General features: G+C 70.8%; 11 protein-coding genes. 6 read left to right on the forward strand and 5 right to left on the reverse strand.

Annotation, left to right across the window (positions count from 1 at the left end; all coding sequences use genetic code 11):
• Positions 1-6 precede the first annotated feature (6 nt).
• On the reverse strand, positions 7-1,485 hold the full coding sequence (locus ACIQTP_RS12990) for a sugar transferase (RefSeq protein ID WP_403399248.1): 1,479 nt from the start codon (positions 1,483-1,485) through the stop codon (positions 7-9).
• A gap of 732 nt (positions 1,486-2,217) precedes the next feature.
• Here ACIQTP_RS12990 and ACIQTP_RS12995 point away from each other — a divergent pair.
• Positions 2,218-3,684, forward strand: a complete 1,467-nt coding sequence (locus ACIQTP_RS12995) for a WGR domain-containing protein (protein WP_403399250.1) — start codon at positions 2,218-2,220, stop codon at positions 3,682-3,684.
• A 69-nt stretch (positions 3,685-3,753) separates the two neighbouring features.
• Positions 3,754-4,476 (forward strand): hypothetical protein, encoded by a 723-nt coding sequence (locus ACIQTP_RS13000; protein ID WP_403399252.1) that lies wholly within the window; start codon positions 3,754-3,756, stop codon positions 4,474-4,476.
• Positions 4,477-4,546: 70 nt separating this feature from the next.
• Here ACIQTP_RS13000 and ACIQTP_RS13005 read toward each other — a convergent pair whose 3' ends face one another.
• From ACIQTP_RS13005 to ACIQTP_RS13020, 4 genes are all read right to left on the reverse strand, one after another.
• Entirely contained in the window at positions 4,547-6,757 is a 2,211-nt protein-coding gene (locus tag ACIQTP_RS13005; protein WP_403399254.1) for an MMPL family transporter, read from the reverse strand.
• Between the two features lie 186 nt (positions 6,758-6,943).
• Positions 6,944-8,659: a hypothetical protein gene (locus tag ACIQTP_RS13010; RefSeq protein WP_403399820.1), complete on the reverse strand. Its 1,716-nt coding sequence runs from the start codon at positions 8,657-8,659 to the stop codon at positions 6,944-6,946.
• A 178-nt stretch (positions 8,660-8,837) separates the two neighbouring features.
• A complete protein-coding gene (locus tag ACIQTP_RS13015) occupies positions 8,838-9,257 on the reverse strand; it encodes a molybdopterin-binding protein (RefSeq protein WP_403399257.1) in 420 nt (139 codons plus the stop codon).
• A gap of 125 nt (positions 9,258-9,382) precedes the next feature.
• Positions 9,383-13,471 (reverse strand): molybdopterin-dependent oxidoreductase, encoded by a 4,089-nt coding sequence (locus tag ACIQTP_RS13020; protein ID WP_403399259.1) that lies wholly within the window; start codon positions 13,469-13,471, stop codon positions 9,383-9,385.
• Between the two features lie 193 nt (positions 13,472-13,664).
• On the opposite strand from ACIQTP_RS13020, the gene ACIQTP_RS13025 reads away from it, so the two are divergent.
• From ACIQTP_RS13025 to ACIQTP_RS13040, 4 genes are all read left to right on the forward strand, one after another.
• On the forward strand, positions 13,665-14,054 hold the full coding sequence (locus ACIQTP_RS13025; RefSeq protein ID WP_054234050.1) for a cell division protein SepF: 390 nt from the start codon (positions 13,665-13,667) through the stop codon (positions 14,052-14,054).
• Positions 14,055-14,177: 123 nt separating this feature from the next.
• Positions 14,178-15,335: an ATP-binding protein gene (locus ACIQTP_RS13030; RefSeq protein WP_403399262.1), complete on the forward strand. Its 1,158-nt coding sequence runs from the start codon at positions 14,178-14,180 to the stop codon at positions 15,333-15,335.
• Complete coding sequence (locus ACIQTP_RS13035; protein ID WP_075030563.1) at positions 15,332-15,670, forward strand: nucleotide pyrophosphohydrolase; 339 nt, start codon at positions 15,332-15,334, stop codon at positions 15,668-15,670. The genes ACIQTP_RS13030 and ACIQTP_RS13035 overlap by 4 nt, the downstream gene beginning before the upstream one ends.
• Before the next feature lie 263 nt (positions 15,671-15,933).
• The gene (locus tag ACIQTP_RS13040; RefSeq protein ID WP_402038539.1) at positions 15,934-16,410 is read left to right on the forward strand and encodes a DUF6099 family protein; all 477 of its coding nucleotides are present in this window, start codon (positions 15,934-15,936) and stop codon (positions 16,408-16,410) included.

Below are 16,410 nucleotides of genomic sequence, written 5' to 3' on the forward strand. Positions count from 1 at the left end.
CGCGCATCAGTAGGCCCCCTGCCCATAGACCACCGCACGCAGCGTCTTCCACAAGATCACTGTGTCCAGGGCGAGCGACCAGTCCTCCACGTACCGCAGGTCCAGCCGGACCGCCTCCTCCCACGACAGGTCGCTGCGTCCGCTGATCTGCCACAAGCCGGTGAGTCCGGGCTTGACCAGCAGACGCCGCCGGATGTCCGGGCCGTACGCGGCGGACTCCTCCGGTAACGGAGGCCGCGGACCGACGAGTGACATCGATCCGGTGAGCACGTTGAAAAGCTGCGGGAGCTCGTCGATCGAGTACCGGCGCAGCACTGATCCCACCCGGGTCACCCGCGGATCCCGGCGGAGCTTGAACAGCAGGCCGGCGCCCTCGTTGCGGTCGGCCAGCTCGGCACGTGCCCCGTCAGCCCCGGCGACCATGGTGCGGAACTTGAGAATGGTGAACTCGCGGCCGTCCTTGCCGACCCTGCGCTGGCGGTAGAACGCCCCGCCCCGGCTGTCCACCAGCACGAGCAGCCCGACCAACACCATCAGCGGCGCGAACAGCATCAGCAGGATCGCCGCGCCCATCCGGTCGACGACCCCCTTGACCGCGCGGCGGCCCCCGGTGAAGGTCGGCATGCTGACCCGCAGCAGCGGGATCCCGAGCACCGCGTCGATGTGCAGCCGCGGGCCGGCCACCTCCATCAGCACGGGGGCCACGACCATTTCGGCGTCGCTGCCTTCGAGGTTCCAGGCCAGCCGCTGCAGCCGGTCCGGTGACCAGTGCGGGTCCGGTGTGACCGCGACGACACGGTAGCCGTCGCGGTGGACGTGGCCCGCGACGTCCGTCAGTCGGCCGACGACCCGCACTCCGTCCAGTTGGTCACCGTCGAAGCCGAGACCGTCCGTCGTGCACACCGCGTCCACCCGCCAGCCGAGGTGCGGGAACTTGCGGGTGCGGGTGATCAGGTCGCGCACGGTGGCCAGGCTCCCGGCAGCGAGCACGGGTCGCAGGCACCGTCCTTCCTTCCGCTGTTTGTGCAGCCAGAGGCGCAGCAGATACCGCGCGGGCATGGTGACGAGCGCGATCGCGGGGATCGCGACGAAGATCCAGAGCTTGATGTTGCGCGAGGTGAGAGCGATCCCGCCGAGCGCCAGTACGACGGTCGCCGTGAACAACGAGCGTCCGAGCCGGCGGAATTCCTCGGCGCCCTGGCCGAGCACGGCCGGAGCCCACGACCGGCTCACCGCGAGCGTCCCCAGCACCAGCAGCTCGGTGCCGAATGCGAGAATCCCCCACTTCTCATGCCAGTTGGCCGCGTCCCGGGCCCCGAAGAAGTTGCCGATCGCCGCCACCACGAAGGCGGTGGCCACGGTATCGCTGGTGATCACGGCACGGCGGTACCGCTGCTCCCATTCGATCGCGGGCTGTCTGATTGCGCCGTTCGCCAGACGCTCGCGCGCCGACGGAAACGGTCTGACTAGTCCCCCTTGCCGCACAGAACCCCCCAGGTCCCCAGTGTTTCGACGTGTTCGCCTCGCACCGTTCCTCGCCCCGGGAGGCCCCCCGCCCCCCGCCCCCCGCACCGCGCTGTTCCTCCCCGCGGGCGGCCCCCGCCCCCCGCATGACATCCCGGCAATTTCAGAGCTACTTCGACAACCCACCCTGGCGGCAGCAGACTTGCATGCCCTGCCGGACTCCCGAGGCGCACGGGAACCCGTCGAAACCTCGGGCGCTCCCCGCGCCCAAGGCCCCTCTCGGGCCCCAAGAACTGATCACCCCCACGTCTGGCGCCGGGGACGTGACTGCTGGCTTTCCGTAGCGCCGGACCTATAGATCATTAATGGTCGCCTCGTGTCCGAACAGCTGAAGCATGGTCAATCTAGACCATCGGGGCCAGTATGAAGAGAGGGATGTATGTAATTTGTGCTCGATCTGTGAGGCTGGATTCACGATTGGTGACCGCCTACGGATCCCTTGACGCCACGGTCGGCGAGGACGGCTGGTCCCCGGCGGACGAGGTGATGCGGTCGCGCGGGGGCGGACGCTTCCGATGACGCATTCCGTGGAGTGCGTGGCGATTCCGGAGCCGGTGAAGGCGGACTCCTGACCTGAAGGTCCTCGCGCAGCGGCCTCGGTCACGCCCCCGTCGTTGTCAGTGGTGACCACTAGTTTGGAGTCACTGGAAGACGGCCGAACCGGCCGACCGGGCCTTTGGGGAGGGGTGTGCTGTGTCCGCTGCGCAGGCACGACAGTCGGGGAACACGACGTATCTGGAGCTGTCCCAGGAATGCGGCGGTGCCCACAAGTTCTACGAGGTGACGGTCGAGGGGACCACCGTCTCCGTGCGGTACGGACGGATCGGTGTGGACGGGCAGCGTCAGGCCTCCGCGTTCGCGACCGTCGAGAAGGCGAACGCGGCGGCGGCGAAGAAGATAGCGGAGAAGGTGCGCAAGGGGTACGCGCCCGCCGTTCAAGGGCAGCGCGCGGCCCGGCCCGTGACGCGTCGTCAGGTGACGTCCGCCCCGTCCACGGCGCGGGCGACGGCCCCGGTGCTGTGGCGGTTCCGCACGGGCGCCTCGGCGTTCGGCATCCATGTGGACGAGGACCGCTGCTGGGTCGGCAACCAGCACGGCAGCGTCTACAACCTGAGCCACGACGGTGAGGTGTTGGCTCACTACTCCCTGCCGGACGGTGTGAAGTGCCTGGTGGCGGACGACTTCTGGATCTACGCGGGCTGTGACGACGGCCGGGTGTACGACCTCTCCTCGAAGGTGCCGTTCGCGGCCTACGAGATAGCGGCCGAGGTGGACATCTTCTGGCTGGACATTCACGCGGGCGTGCTGAACGTCTCCGACCGCAACGGCGGTCTGACGGTCATCGACCACGAGGACGAGCTCCAGTGGTCGCGCAACTCGTCCGGGGACAACGCGTGGATGGTGCGGGCCGACGACCACGCCGTGTACCACGGGCACAGCCGCGGTGTGACGGCCTACGCGGCGGACGGCACCAGCCAGCTCTGGCACACCGCGACCAACGGCAATGTGCTCTTCGGATGGCAGGAGGAGAGCGCGGTCTACGCCGGGACGGGACGGCGGGTCGTCCAGCGGCTCGCCAAGTCCGACGGGCGGATCGAGGCCTCCTACGCGTGCGACGCCGCGGTGTACTCGTGTGCCACGTCACCCGGCGGGCGGTACGTCTTCGCCGGTGACTCCGCCTCCTCCGTCTACTGCTTCACCGCCGACGGCACCCGGCTGTGGAAGCTCGGCACGGGCGGCGGCTCGGCGCTGTCCATGCAGTACCACGACGAAAGGCTCTACCTCGTCTCCACGGACGGCTCGCTCGCCTGCATCGACGCGAGCGAGGCCGCGATCAACGCCGCCCAGTCGGGCACCGTCCCGGTCGCCGCGGACATCAAACTGGCGGCCGCCCTGCCGACGTACGCACCGCTGACCACCGCCGCCTCCGTGGCCACGGTCAGCGCCGTCCCCGCACCGGGGAGCGGGGTCGTCGTGGAGTGCACTCAGGAAGGAGGCCGAGTGCGCGTGCACGTGGTCTCCGAGGGCTATGAGCCCAGTTGGAACGTCCAGTTCCCGCGTGCGATACGCCAGCCCGGCGCCCGCTATGTGGTGGACGCGCTGCACTCCTCATCGGGTGGCTTCTATCGCGTGCGCGGAGAGATCCGGCGTCTGGTGTGACAGACGGTCGTGTGTTGTGCGATCCGGCGCCGATGGCATGAGCGTGAGGACGAGGCCGAGGGAAGGGCCATGGCGAAAGAGCGAGTGACCGTGTGCGTCCCCCGGTGTGCCCCGGGGGACGTCCTCCGGGCCGTCGGTGCGGCCATGGCGCCGTACGACTACAACCGCGACGCCGAGCCCGGTGTACCGGACGTCGAGACCTGGTGGGACTACTGGCGGATCGACGGCCGTGGCTGCGAGTTCCCGGTCGTCCAGGGGGACGAAGACGACCCGCGCCTCATCCGTGGGTCCAAAGCCCTCTCCGGAGAGCCGCGCAACGTTGCGCCCTCGCTCTGCGACGGCGGGCCGCGTGCGCTGCTGGACCTCGAATGGCCCCGCGCGCAGGCGGCCGGCAAGGCGCGCCGGGCCTTCGAAGCCTGGCAGGCGTTCGCCTCCGCCTACCCGCCCGCGCGCGCCGCGAGCGACTTCTGGGGCCGGCACTTCGCCGATCCCGAGGGCTACCCGCAGCCACAGGTCCGGGAGGACTTCCGCACGCAGCCGGTCATCGCGGCGCTTCGGGACCACCCGGAACTGCGGGACCTCGTCGGCGGCGACCCGGTCGCCCGCTTCGGCGACGACCTCGAGACCCTGGTACGCGAAGCCGCGGACGACGTCCTGTCCACGAACGCCTGGCTGACCCTGGACGGACGCTGGCTCACCATCGCGGGCACCGAGCGACGCCGCTACTTCAACGAGTACCTCGACGCACTCCCGCCCGACGCGTACGTCGTCCGTGTGCTGTATCACGGGTGAGTGAACTGGCGAGGCGCGTAGGGCAGTTGTGCCCGAGGGGGATGGTCCCTGGCGAGCCGCTGCCGGACGGTCAGATGCGGGCCGGTTCCTGTGTGGCTGGGGCGTCGTGCACGGGGGCGACGGCGGTCTGGTGGACGAGACCCTCGCCTTCGACGTCGACCTTGGGCAGGATCCGGTCCAGCCGGCGCGGCATCCACCAGGCGGCGTTGCCGAGCAGGGCGAGGACCGCTGGGACGAAGGCCATGCGGACGATGAACGCGTCGAACAGGACGGCGATCGCGAGGCCGAAGCCGATCATCTTGATCATGGACTCGCTCGCGCCGATGAATCCGGAGAACACGGCCATCATGATCAGCGCGGCGGCGACGACGACGCGGGCGCTGTGGCGGAAGCCGCTGCGGACGGCCTGGCTGGGGCTGTCGCCGTGGACGTAGGCCTCTCGCATCCGGGCGACGAGGAACACCTCGTAGTCCATCGCGAGGCCGAAGACGATGCCCACCAGGAAGATCGGCATCATGCTCATGATCGGGCCGGTGGTCTCGACGCCGAGGAGCGAGGCCAGCCAGCCCCACTGGAAGACCGCGACGACGGAGCCGAGGGCGGCGAGTACCGAGAGGAGGAAGCCGACGGCCGCCTTGATCGGGACCAGGATCGAGCGGAAGACCACCATCAGGAGCAGGACGGCCAGGCCGACGACCACGATCAGGTAGGGGATCAGGGCGTTCTGGGTCTTCTGGGCGATGTCGATGTTGAGGGCGGTGGTGCCGGTGACCTCGAACTCGGCGTGGGTCGAGGTTTCGGTGGCGGGGCGTTCGTCGCGGATGGTCCTGACGAGGTCCTGGGTCTTGGCGTCGGTGGGCGCGCTGGAGGGGACGGCGGAGAAGATGGCGGTGTCGCCCGCGGGGTTGAAGCGTGCGGGTGAGACGGACACGACTCCGTCGGTGGTCTTGATCTTCTTCTGGATGGTCGTGACCGCGGTCTTGGGGTTCGGGGCGCCCTTGGCGTCGACGACGATGGTCAGGGGGCCGTTGAAGCCGGGGCCGAAGCCTTCGGCGAGGTCGTCGTAGGCGCGGCGCTCGGTGGTGGAGGTGGGCTTGGCCTCGTCTCCGGGCATGCCCAGCTGGAGGTCCATGACGGGTATGGCGAGCGTTCCCAGGCCCACGACCGACAGCAGGAGTACCGGGAGGGGGCGGCGCAGGACGAAGCGAGCCCAGCGGCTGCCGCCGTTGTTCTCCCCGCTTTCCTTGATCTCTCCGGTCTTGCGGGAGTGACGGGAGAGTACGGCGTTGGGCCAGAAGCCGAGAAGGGCCGGGACCAGCGTCAGGGCGATGAAGACGCCGACGACGACGGCTCCGGCGGCGGCGAGGCCCATTTTGCTGAGCATGGGAATGCCGACGACGGAGAGGCCGGCGAGGGCGATGACGACGGTGAGGCCGGCGAAGACGACGGCGGATCCGGCGGTGCCGGTGGCGAGGCCCGCGGCTTCCTGCGGGGTGCGGCCCTTGGCGCGTTCCTCGCGGTAGCGGGAGACGATGAAGACGGCGTAGTCGATGCCGCAGGCGAGGCCGAGCATGGTGGCGAGCGTGCCGGTGGTGGAGGACAGGCCGAACGCGCTGGACAGGGCCATGATCGCGGCCATCGAGACGCCCACACCGATGATCGCGGTGAGCAGCGGGAGCCCGGCGGCGGTCAGTGAACCGAAGGTGATCAGCAGGACGAGTGCGGCGATGGCGATACCGATCGCCTCGGCCGAGCCGCCCGCGGAGGGCTGGGTCGCCAGCGCGGTGCCGCCGACCTCGACCGTCAGGCCGGACTTCCTGGCCTGCGCGATGGCGTCCTCGAGGTGGTTCTTGCCGGCGTCGGTGAGGTCGTCGGCCTTCACCTTGTAGGTGATGGTGGCGTACGCCGTCGTCGCGTCCTTGCTGATCGCCTTCGCCTGGAAGGGGCTGACCGCGCTCGCGACCTGCGCGCCGTCGTCGGCCTCGTCCACCAGCTTGTTGATCGTCTTCTTGTTCTCGGCGGCGGTGATCTTCTGCCCGTCGGGGGCCACGAAGACGATCCGGGCGTTCGCCCCGTCGGCCTTCGCCCCGGGGAAGCGCTGCTCCATGAGGTCGAACGCCTTCTGGGACTCGATCCCCGGCATGGAGTTCGAGTCGTCGGGGGCGGCGGGCGCCTTGGCCGCACCGAAGCCGACCGCGCCGAGCACCGCCACCCAGATCAAGGCGACGTACCAACGTCGCCGGAAGGCCGTACGGCCCAGTCGATAAAGGAAAGTAGCCACGGGCTGAGGTCTCCACTCGTCCGATCTCGGGAACCCCATCAGGTTCCCCGTGGCAGCCCCCTCCCGTCGTCGTGCGCGTGCCGACATCTCCGGCTACTGAGAACGCAGTACGCCGCTTGCGGATCATCCTCCTGACGTCTACCGCCGGCCGCGGAGAACCGCGACCGGCGGCGTACGCCAGGGGACCTAACGGCTGCTTGCCGGGGCCTTCAGATGGAGATCCGTGCTGGACAGCGTCATCGGCGTGCCCGAGACGGCCCGCAGCCGGATGCGTACTCCGGCGCCGGGGAGGGTGAACCTGCCGGAGGGCGGCAGGAGCTCGTAGCTGGCCGAGGCGTGCCGGCCGAGTGTGGCGGGGCCGGACCTGATGGACCAGTAGCGGCCCATGCCCTGGCCCGTGGTCAGGGTGAAGTGCGGGGCGAGGGCCGTGTCGCCGAGGTTGGTGACGCGGACGGTGAGCGCGGTCACGGCCTTGGCGGTGGTGGTCCGCCTCTCGCCGACCAGTCGCATCCTCAGGGGCGGTGAGCCCGTCACCGCCAGGGTCGACGCGACCAGGGCGGGGGCGATCAGCAGTACACCCGCGGCGATGCGCGCCCGCTGCCGGTGCGGGCCGCGCAGGAAGGCGGGCCGGGGCTGCCACGCCGTGGTGAAGGCCGACGGCGGCGCGGTCACGGCAGCGGCCAGCCACAGCGGCGTCATCATCAGGTAGTAGCCGTCCTGCGAACGCGTCGCCAGGAAGAACGCGCACCACGGCAGGACCACCGCGGCCGGCCCCAGCCGCCGCACGAACAGCACGAAGAGCCCGAGCAGCCCCGCGGCCAGCAGCATGCTCGCGTGCGAGTACCAGGACAGCCGGTCGCTGCCGTCGGTGAAGTACAGCGAGATGCCGACCAGGCCCTGGCCGTGCAGGTTCGCCTTCTGGGTGAGCGGGAGCGCGATCCCGGAGAGCCAGCTGCGTGGCTCGCTCACGATGAAGTACGCGTTGATCAGCAGCCAGGTCAGGGCGGCCACCCCCACGATCCGGCCCACGGCGGCCGCCGCCGCGCGCGCTCCGAGGTCGCCGCGGCGCAGGGCGTAGACCCCGGCCAGCAGGAACGGCGTGAGGAACCACGGCAGCTGCTGCGAGGCGCAGGCCGCGCCCAGACACGCGGCCCGCGCCCAGTCGCTCCACCCGCCGTAGCCCATCCGCGGCCAGCCCACCACCACCGGGATGAGGAAGGCGCAGGCGACGATCGCCGGATAGCCGAGCCGGGCGTACGCGGTCAGCAGGCCGAGGCCGAGGCAGACCAGCGTGGCCGCGGACCGCCACTGCGTCGGCAGCATCCGCCACATCACGATCGTGCCCACGATCAGGGCGCCGGTGGCGGCGAGGACCGCGGGGGCCGCCCCGTGTCCGACCCACAGCAGCGGCGCGGTGAGCAGCAGGGGCAGCGGCGGATAGCCGTACGTGTAGTCGTAGCCGCCGGTCATCGTCGGGGTGAGGGCGACACCGTGCTGCCCGAAGAGCCAGGGCCACGGCTGGTCGTAGACCTGGTGCCCGGCGACGAACTCACGGGCGGCCTGCGCGGTGAGGACGGACTCGTCGCCGCCGCCGTGGTAGATGGCGAACCCGCACACCGCGAGCGTCACGGCCGTCACCAGGACCACCAGGTCGAGGCGGGCCAGCGAGCGACTCCGGCGCACGGTCAGCGTCAGGACGCCCGTCACCAGGATCGAGGCGTAGCAGACCGAGATCACCGCCGCGACGGCGAGCCGGTGGCTTGCGGCCGCCGTCCACATCGGGCGCGTACCGATGAAGAGGCTGATGTCGGCGAGCAGGGTCAGGACGCGGTGCCACTGCGCGGGCGTCTCGTCGGGCGACGCCTTCGTGAGGGCCTTCTGGCCGGTGGTCGACGGCCTCATTTCTGCCAAGTACACGGGATTGGACGGTAATTCCCGCAGATGAAGGCCGTGATGCCGGACGTGAAGAGTCCGGTATGAGGGCGGTAAGAAGAGTGTTTACGGCCGATGTGGGTGCGTGTCGTGCGGGAGCATCTCATATAAGGGCGTCTCATGCTTTGACGGGACATGCCAGGGTGTCTCAGGCGTTGGAGAGGGACACCTCGGTGGACTTGATGAGCGCCACGACCGTGGATCCGGCCGCCAGGCCCAGCTCCGCCACCGCGTCCTTGGTGATCGCGGAGGTCAGCTCGCCGCCCGGGACCTCGACCTTGACGCGGGCCATGGCCCCGCCCGTGGAGACCTCCGTCACCGTGCCCGGGAACTGGTTGCGGATGCTGACCCCGTCGACCGGCCCGGTGGCCAGGGACACCTCCGTCGACTTGACCAGGGCGCGGACCGTGGAACCCGCGGCGAGACCCAGGTCCTCGACCGCCTCCGCGGTGATGGCCGCGGTGAGATCCTGGCCGCCGTCGAGACGGACCTTCACCGTCGCCATCACCTCGCCCGGGGTGACGGAGGTGACGGTTCCGGGGAGCTGGTTGCGGATGCTCAGGCTCATGGGTACGCCTCAATGTGCGGTGCGGAGGGACAACGGATGCCGTGCGGTGGCAATCGTCGAGTTTCACCAATTATGTGCAACTCGCGGCCCTCGGTGGGCTCACCACACCCCGTGTCTCCCATGTCTCAGTACACGTCCCGTACGTACCGCTTCTCCGCCGCCAGCTGTTTGACGTACGCGGTGGCCTCCGCCTCGCCCAGACCGCCGTGCGCGACAGCGATGTCCCGCAGCGCCCGGTCGACGTCCTTGGCCATCCGTGAGGCGTCCCCGCACACATAGAAGCGGGCGCCGTCCTGGAGCCAGTGCCACAGCTCGGGCCCATGCTCACGCATCCGGTCCTGGACGTAGACCTTGGCGCGCTGGTCGCGCGAGAACGCCGTGTCGAGCCGGGTGAGGGTGCCGTCGTCGAGCAGTCCGCCCAGCTCGTCCTCGTAGTAGAAGTCGGTGGCACGGTGCTGCTCGCCGAAGAACAGCCAGTTCGGTGCCCGGTGGCCGAGCGCCCGGCGCTCCTCGAGGAATCCGACGAACGGCGCGACTCCGGTACCGGGCCCCACCATCACCATGGGTGTCGTCCCGTCGGCCGGGGGCCTGAAGTGCGGCGACCGCTGTACGAAGACCGGGACCTGCGCCCGCGGCTCGGCATCGGCGAGGAAGGGCGAACACACCCCGCCCCTCGGCCTGCCGCCCGGATTCTCGTAGCGCACGACGGAGACGGTCAGCGAGACGAGGTACGGGTCGACGAGCGGACTCGACGAGATCGAGTACAGGCGGGGCCGCAACCGCTTGAACACCTCGGTCCACTCCGCCGCCGACGCGCGCACCGGATGCTCGGCCACCACGTCCACGGCCTGCCGGCCCCACGACCAGCGCGCCAGCTCTCCCTTGTTGTCCGGACGCAGCAGCTTCCTCAACTCGCGCCCGTCACGTGTCCGTTCACCGACGAAGCGCAGCAGGTCCGGCGTGATCCGTGTGATGTCGAAATGCCGAAGCAGGGCCTCACCGAAGGTGACCTCACCAACACCCGTCACATCGACGGCTGTTGAGCCGCCGACCCCGACCGTCTCCAGCCATTCGGCAACCAGACCGGGCGAGTTGACGGGCCGTACGCCGAGCGCGTCCCCCGCCTCGTACGGCAGCGGGCTCTCGCTGTCCCGGGTGTCGAAGGTGAACCGGCGCACTTCCTTGCCGGCGCCGGGCAGGCTGAGCAGCCGGTTGCCGGTGAGGCGGGCGGTGGCCGGCGCGGGCTTGGCGGGCTTGGTGGTCCGGGGCGCCTCGGGTGTCCCGGGTGTCTCGGGTGTCCCGGGCCGCCCGCCGAGCGCGGTGAGGATCAGCTCCAGCCAGGCGCCCGCGTTCGGCTCGTAGTCCGGTTCGCAGTCCGTACGGGGAGCCAGGCGTACGGCGCCCAACTCGTCCAGGCGCGCGTCCAGCCGACGCCCGTGCCCGCAGAAGTCGCCGTACGAGGAGTCTCCGAAGGCCAGCACGGCATAGCGCACGCCGTCCAGCCGCGGGGCCTCCCGTCCGGACAGGGTGTCCCACAGGCCGGACCCGTTGTCGGGCGCGTCTCCGTCTCCGAAGGTGCTGGTGATGAAGAGCAGATCGGCGCCGCGGGCGAGCGCGCCGACGTCCGCCTCGTCCATGCCGACCAGTCGCGCCCGGTGCCCGGTGGCGGCGAGCCGCTCGGCGGTGGCCGTCGCGAACTCCTCCGCGTTCCCGGTCTGCGAGGCCCACAGCACCACCACCTCACGGCCCGCGGACTCGGCGGACTTGGGCGCGGCAGCCGCCGGGGGCGCGGAGCGCGAGTACATCCCGGCGAGCACGCCGTTCACCCAGAGGGCGTGCCCGGGGTCGAAGGGGGCGTCCGGGGGGAGGACGGGCACGCCCGGGAGCCCGGAGGAGAGCCCGGCGAGAAAGCCGCTGAGGTACTGCCGCTCGACGGAGGAGAGCACGGGCGGGGGAGCGGGCTCCAGGCCGAAGCCTCCGGGTGACGTGCCGAAGCCTCCGGGCGTCGTTTCGACTCGGTCGGGCGCCCTCCGCCCGTCCGGCGTCTCCGGAAGAGCCCTTCGGGCGGCAACGCGCGCCAACGACACCGCACACACCTTGAACTCGGGCTGGAACGACACCGGATCCACCGCGTCACTGGTCACCGCGTTGATGCTCAGGTACTCCCCGAACAGGTCGTTCCAGTGAAAGGGCGCGAACACGCACCCCACCCGCACCCGGTCCGTCACCACCGCCGGCAACACGGCCCGCCCCCGCCGGGAGGCGACCTCCACCGAGTCCCCCTCCACGACCCCGAGCGTGGCCGCGTCCTGCGGATGCAGCTCCACGAACGGCCCCGGATCGAGCTTGTTGAGCTTCGCCACCTTCCCCGTCTTGGTCAGGGTGTGCCACTGGTGCTGCAGACGCCCGGTGTTGAGCACGAACGGGAAGTCGTCGTCGGGCATCTCGGCGGGCGGCAGATGGGGCCGTGGATGGAAGACGGCCCGCCCGCTCGGGGTGGGAAACGACAGCTCGCCGTCGCCCCCCTTCACCACGTACCGGATCGGATTCCGCGCGGGCCCGTCCTCCCGCGCGACGGGCCACTGCACGGGCCCGCCCCGCAGCCGCTCATAGGAGGCACCCCGAAGATCCCACCCGGTCTTCGGGTTCCACGCCTGCTTGATCTCCTCGAAGATCTGCTCGGCACTGTCGTACGAGAACTCCTTCTCGTACCCCATGGCGCGGGCGACGGCCGCGATGATCCGCCAGTCCGCCCGCGCCTCCCCGGGCGGGTCGACGACGGACCGTGCCAGGGTCAGCGTCCGCTCGCTGTTGACCAGGACGCCCTCGGCCTCCGTCCACAGCGCGCCGGGGAGTACGACATCGGCGTACGCGTTGGTCTCGGTCTCGGCGAAGACGTCCTGGGTGACGACGAACTCGGCGGCTTCGAGCCCTTCGATGACGGTCCGGCGGTTGGCGACCGAGGCGACGGGGTTGGTGCAGATGATCCAGCAGGCCTTGATGTCCCCCTCGGCCATCTTCCGGAACATCTCGACGGTGCCCTGCCCCACCCCGTCCTTGCGGATGCTCCCGGCCGGCAGCCCCCACAACTCCTCGGCGAAGGCGCGCTCCTCGTCCACCAGCACCGACCGCTGTCCGGGCAGCCCGGGACCCATGTACCCCATCTCGCGCCCGCCCATGGCGTTGGGCTGCCCGGTGAGGGAGAAGGGCCCGCTGCCGGGCCGGCAGATGGCGCCCGTGGCGAGATGAAGATTGACGAGCGCATTGGTGTTCCAGGTGCCGTGCGTGGACTGGTTGAGCCCCATGGTCCAGCAACTCGTCCACTCCCCGGCCTCACCGATCAGCCGTGCCGCCGCCCGGATGTCGTCCTCCGGGATGCCGGTGATCTCGGCGACGGCCGTGGGCGGGTAGCCGGTGAGGAACGCGGGCATCGCCTCCCAGCCCTCGGTGTGCCGGGCGATGAACTCCGGGTCCGTGCGGCCGCCCTCGTGCAGCAGGTGCAGCAGCCCGTTGAGCAGGGCGAGGTCGGTCCCGGGCCTGATCTGCAGAAACAGATCGGCCTTCGCCGCCGTCGCGGTGCGCCGCGGATCCACGACGATCAGCTTGGCCCCCGCCTTCACGCGCTCCATGAGCCGCAGGAAGAGGATCGGATGGCAGTCGGCCATATTGGAGCCGATGACGAGGAACACGTCCGCGCGGTCGAGATCGTCGTACGACCCCGGCGGTCCGTCGGCGCCGAGCGACAGCTTGTAGCCGGTGCCCGCGCTCGCCATGCACAGCCGTGAGTTCGACTCGATCTGGTTCGTGCGTACGAAGCCCTTGGCCAGCTTGTTGGCGAGGTACTGCGCTTCGAGGGTCATCTGCCCGGAGACGTAGAAGGCGACGGCGTCCGGGCCGTGCTCGTCGATGATCGCGCGCAGCCGCCGGGCGGTCTCGGCGAGGGCCGCGTCGACGGGAACGGGCCGCGGCTCCTCGCCGCGGTCCTCCCGCACGAGCGCGGTGGTCAGCCGGCCGGGCGCGGCGAGCATGTCGGCCGTGGTCGCGCCCTTGGTGCACAGCCGGCCGGAGTTGGCGGGGTGCCGCTTGTCCCCGGACGCCTTCAGGACCGTACGCCGTCCGTCCGGTCCCCGGCCGATGTCGAGGACCATGCCGCAGCCCACACCGCAGTACGAGCAGACGGTCCGGACCTGCTCCGGGCGGGGGGTCTTGGTCATGCCGACGACAGTACGAATTGCCCGTTACGCGGAGGTCACACGGTCCGATCTTGGCGGGTTACGCCCGCTGCACAACAGGCCGACGGGCGATGTGAGGGTGTCGCGGACCGTGTCGCTGTTGAGCCGAACGGGTGACCATGCGTAAGAATTGGCCGGTGCAGACAATGAGTGCGAGCCAGGACGGGGTGGGCCAGTGAACAGCCACGACGTCACCGACGAGCAGTGGGAAGGGCTCGCCCAGGTCGTTCCGCTGCGGGGCCGGGACGCCTGGCCCTCGGCGGTGAATCACCGGTCGATACCCGAGGCCGTGACCGAGGCGCGGCGCCGCTTCGTGGTCCTGCGGGTCAATGTGTTCGCGGACGCCCGCGATGTCGCCGAGACGCTGATGTCGGGCATCCCGGTCCTGCTCGACCTGACCAGCGCGGAGACCGAGGTCGCCAAGCGGGTGCTGGATTTCAGCACGGGGGTGGTCTTCGGTCTGGCGAGCGGCATGCACCGGGTCGACCGCAACGTGTTCCTGCTGACACCGCGCGGGACCGAGGTGCGAGGGCTGATGGAAGGGGCGGGGGTTCCCGGGATCTGATCAGGGGCGACCAGGACCGGCGCCCGCGCGCGGGCGCGCGCCGGTCCCCCGATCGTAGGAAGGCCACCAGGCTGTAACGGTTCGCCTGCGGTTCGCCCGGCGGGGGGCGCTTACCGTCCACATATGACCGTGTCATCTCTGGCGGCCCCCGCCCAGGCCGGGGCGCGCCCCGACCGGCCCGGCGCCACCGAACTCAGGCTCGCAGCCTTCGCGGCACACCGGCGCGCCCGGTTCCCGCTCGGCCCCCTCACCCTCTTCACCGGGCCCAGCGGCAGCGGCAAGACCGGTGCCCTGCGGGCGTACGAGGCGCTGGCGCGGCTCGGCGGCGGCGTCGCGCTGGGTGAGGTGTTCCCGGACCCGGTCGCCTGTGTTCCCGAACGCGCCCGGCCCGATGCCCAGCGCCGGCGCGGCTTCCGCATCGGCTGCACGGTCGACGGCCCCGAAGGACCCGTACGGCTCGATGTCGCCGTACAGGCCGAGCCCGAACTGCGCATCGTCGGTGAGCGGTTGACCGCGGGCGGCCTGACCCTCCTGGAGACCGCGCTACGGGACCCGGGCCGCCGTGTCGTCCAGGCGGCGTGGCACACGGCGGGCTCGTCGGCGGTGACCCGGGGCCCGCTTCCCGACGACCGCCTCGGCACCGCGCTGCTGCCCCTGCGCGTCGCAGGCCGGACGGAGGGCGAACGGCGGGTCCTCGCCGCGGCCGAGCAGATGGTGGTCGCCCTGCGGTCCGTGTACGCCTGCGACCCGAGCCCCCGACGGATGCGCGCCGCCACCCCGCTGGGCGCGGGGCGGCTGCTCCGGGGCTGCGACAACCTCGCCGAGGTGCTGTGGCGTACCCGATCGGAGTGCGGCCACCGCTACGCGCACCTGGTGACGGCGGTACGGGCCGGCTGCGCGGGCCCCGTCACGGACGTCCTGGCCGAGCCGCTCGGCGACGGCACGGTCCGCGCGCTCCTCGACCGCGGGGACGGCGTCCGTACGCATCTGGGGCTGCTCGGGGACGGCGAGTTGAGGTATCTGGCGCTGGCCCTGGTACTGCTCACCGGGCCCGGCGTGCTGGAGGTCGACCCGGCGGGGGAGGTGCCGGCCGCGCTGCAGACGCTGACGGTGCTGGCCGACGGCCTCGACCGGGGACTGGACGTGCGGCAGGCCGGGGAGTTGGTGGAGCTGGCGGCGCGGATGTGCGAGCGGGGGCACATCCGGCTGGTGGGTGCGGTGGGCGATGCCGTCCGGGTGCGCGAGGTGCCGGGGGTCACGGTGGTAGACCTGACGCCGTGAGTGAAAGTGAACTGGACGTGGCGAAGTTGCAGCGCAGGCTGGCCGAGTTCGCGGCCGCGCGCAACTGGCAGCAGTACCACACGCCGAAGAACCTGGTCGCCGCGCTCAGCGTGGAGGCGTCCGAACTGGTCGAGATCTTCCAGTGGCTGACGCCCGAGGAGTCGGCGCGGGTCATGGACGACGCGGACACCGCGCACCGCGTCACGGACGAGGTGGCGGACGTGCTGGCGTATCTGCTCCAGCTGTGCGAGGTGCTCGGCATCGACGCGCTGGCGGCGCTCGACGCGAAGATCGACCGGAATGAGCGGAGGTTTCCGGTGGGGGAGGGGGCGTAGGGGGGGGAGGTGCGCGGTGCCGTTGTGGAGTGCCCGGGGTGGGGGTGTGCGGTGCTTCGCGGAGGGGCCGTGGTGAGGGTGCCGGGGAAGCGGCGGATCCGATTGTCACTCTCCGAAGTCGTTGAGTTGTCCACATTCAACTCCGTGTCCACAGATTTCGGTCTTCCTCTGGCTTTTCGTCTCGCGGGCTCTCACTCTGGGTAGTGGACAGGGGAGTTCGGGCGGACGTGCGACGAGCGCGTCGGGACAGACGGGGGCAGCGCATGGACGCGGTGCGGCTCATTGGGGCGAGCAGGCGCGCCCTCGCGGGGAGCGGGGACACGGTCGAGGTGATCGCGGAGGCGTGGCAGGCGCAGGCCCTGGCCCAGGCCATAGGGAGTCGCTTCGCCGTCTCGGGACCGCCGGAGCTCCGGGGCGAGGCGCTCGGACTGACGGAGCTCGCGGGTCGGGGCTGCGGTGTGCTGGACGCGCCGCCGCTCGACGTGGCCGACCTACGCGCCGCTCAGCTCACCGAGCTGGGTGATGCGCGAGAGTCCCTGCTGTGCCTCGGGGGTCTCCTCGGCGAGGTCGGTATCGCTCTCGTCGGTATCGCCTGCGCGGCGGACGAACAGGGGACGTACTGGCAGTGCATGGAGGCGATCGACGCGGCGGACGAGTCCCGGGACCGGGTCCTGGAGATGCTGAGACGGTTGGCGGCGCGGGATCAGGGGGTGGTGGAGCGGGGGCGGGCTGCCGGGTAG

The organism is Streptomyces sp. NPDC090798 (assembly GCF_044768965.1).
Lineage (GTDB): Bacteria > Actinomycetota > Actinomycetes > Streptomycetales > Streptomycetaceae > Streptomyces.

Excerpts from the sequence above, each read along its gene's own strand:
- ACIQTP_RS13000 (WP_403399252.1), top strand. The coding sequence starts at position 3,754 with ATGGCGAAAGAGCGAGTGACCGTGTGCGTCCCCCGGTGTGCCCCGGGG.
- ACIQTP_RS13010 (WP_403399820.1), bottom strand. The coding sequence starts at position 8,659 with ATGAGGCCGTCGACCACCGGCCAGAAGGCCCTCACGAAGGCGTCGCCC.
- ACIQTP_RS13015 (WP_403399257.1), bottom strand. The coding sequence starts at position 9,257 with ATGAGCCTGAGCATCCGCAACCAGCTCCCCGGAACCGTCACCTCCGTC.
- ACIQTP_RS13020 (WP_403399259.1), bottom strand. The coding sequence starts at position 13,471 with ATGACCAAGACCCCCCGCCCGGAGCAGGTCCGGACCGTCTGCTCGTAC.
- ACIQTP_RS13030 (WP_403399262.1), top strand. The coding sequence starts at position 14,178 with ATGACCGTGTCATCTCTGGCGGCCCCCGCCCAGGCCGGGGCGCGCCCC.
- ACIQTP_RS13040 (WP_402038539.1), top strand. The coding sequence starts at position 15,934 with ATGGACGCGGTGCGGCTCATTGGGGCGAGCAGGCGCGCCCTCGCGGGG.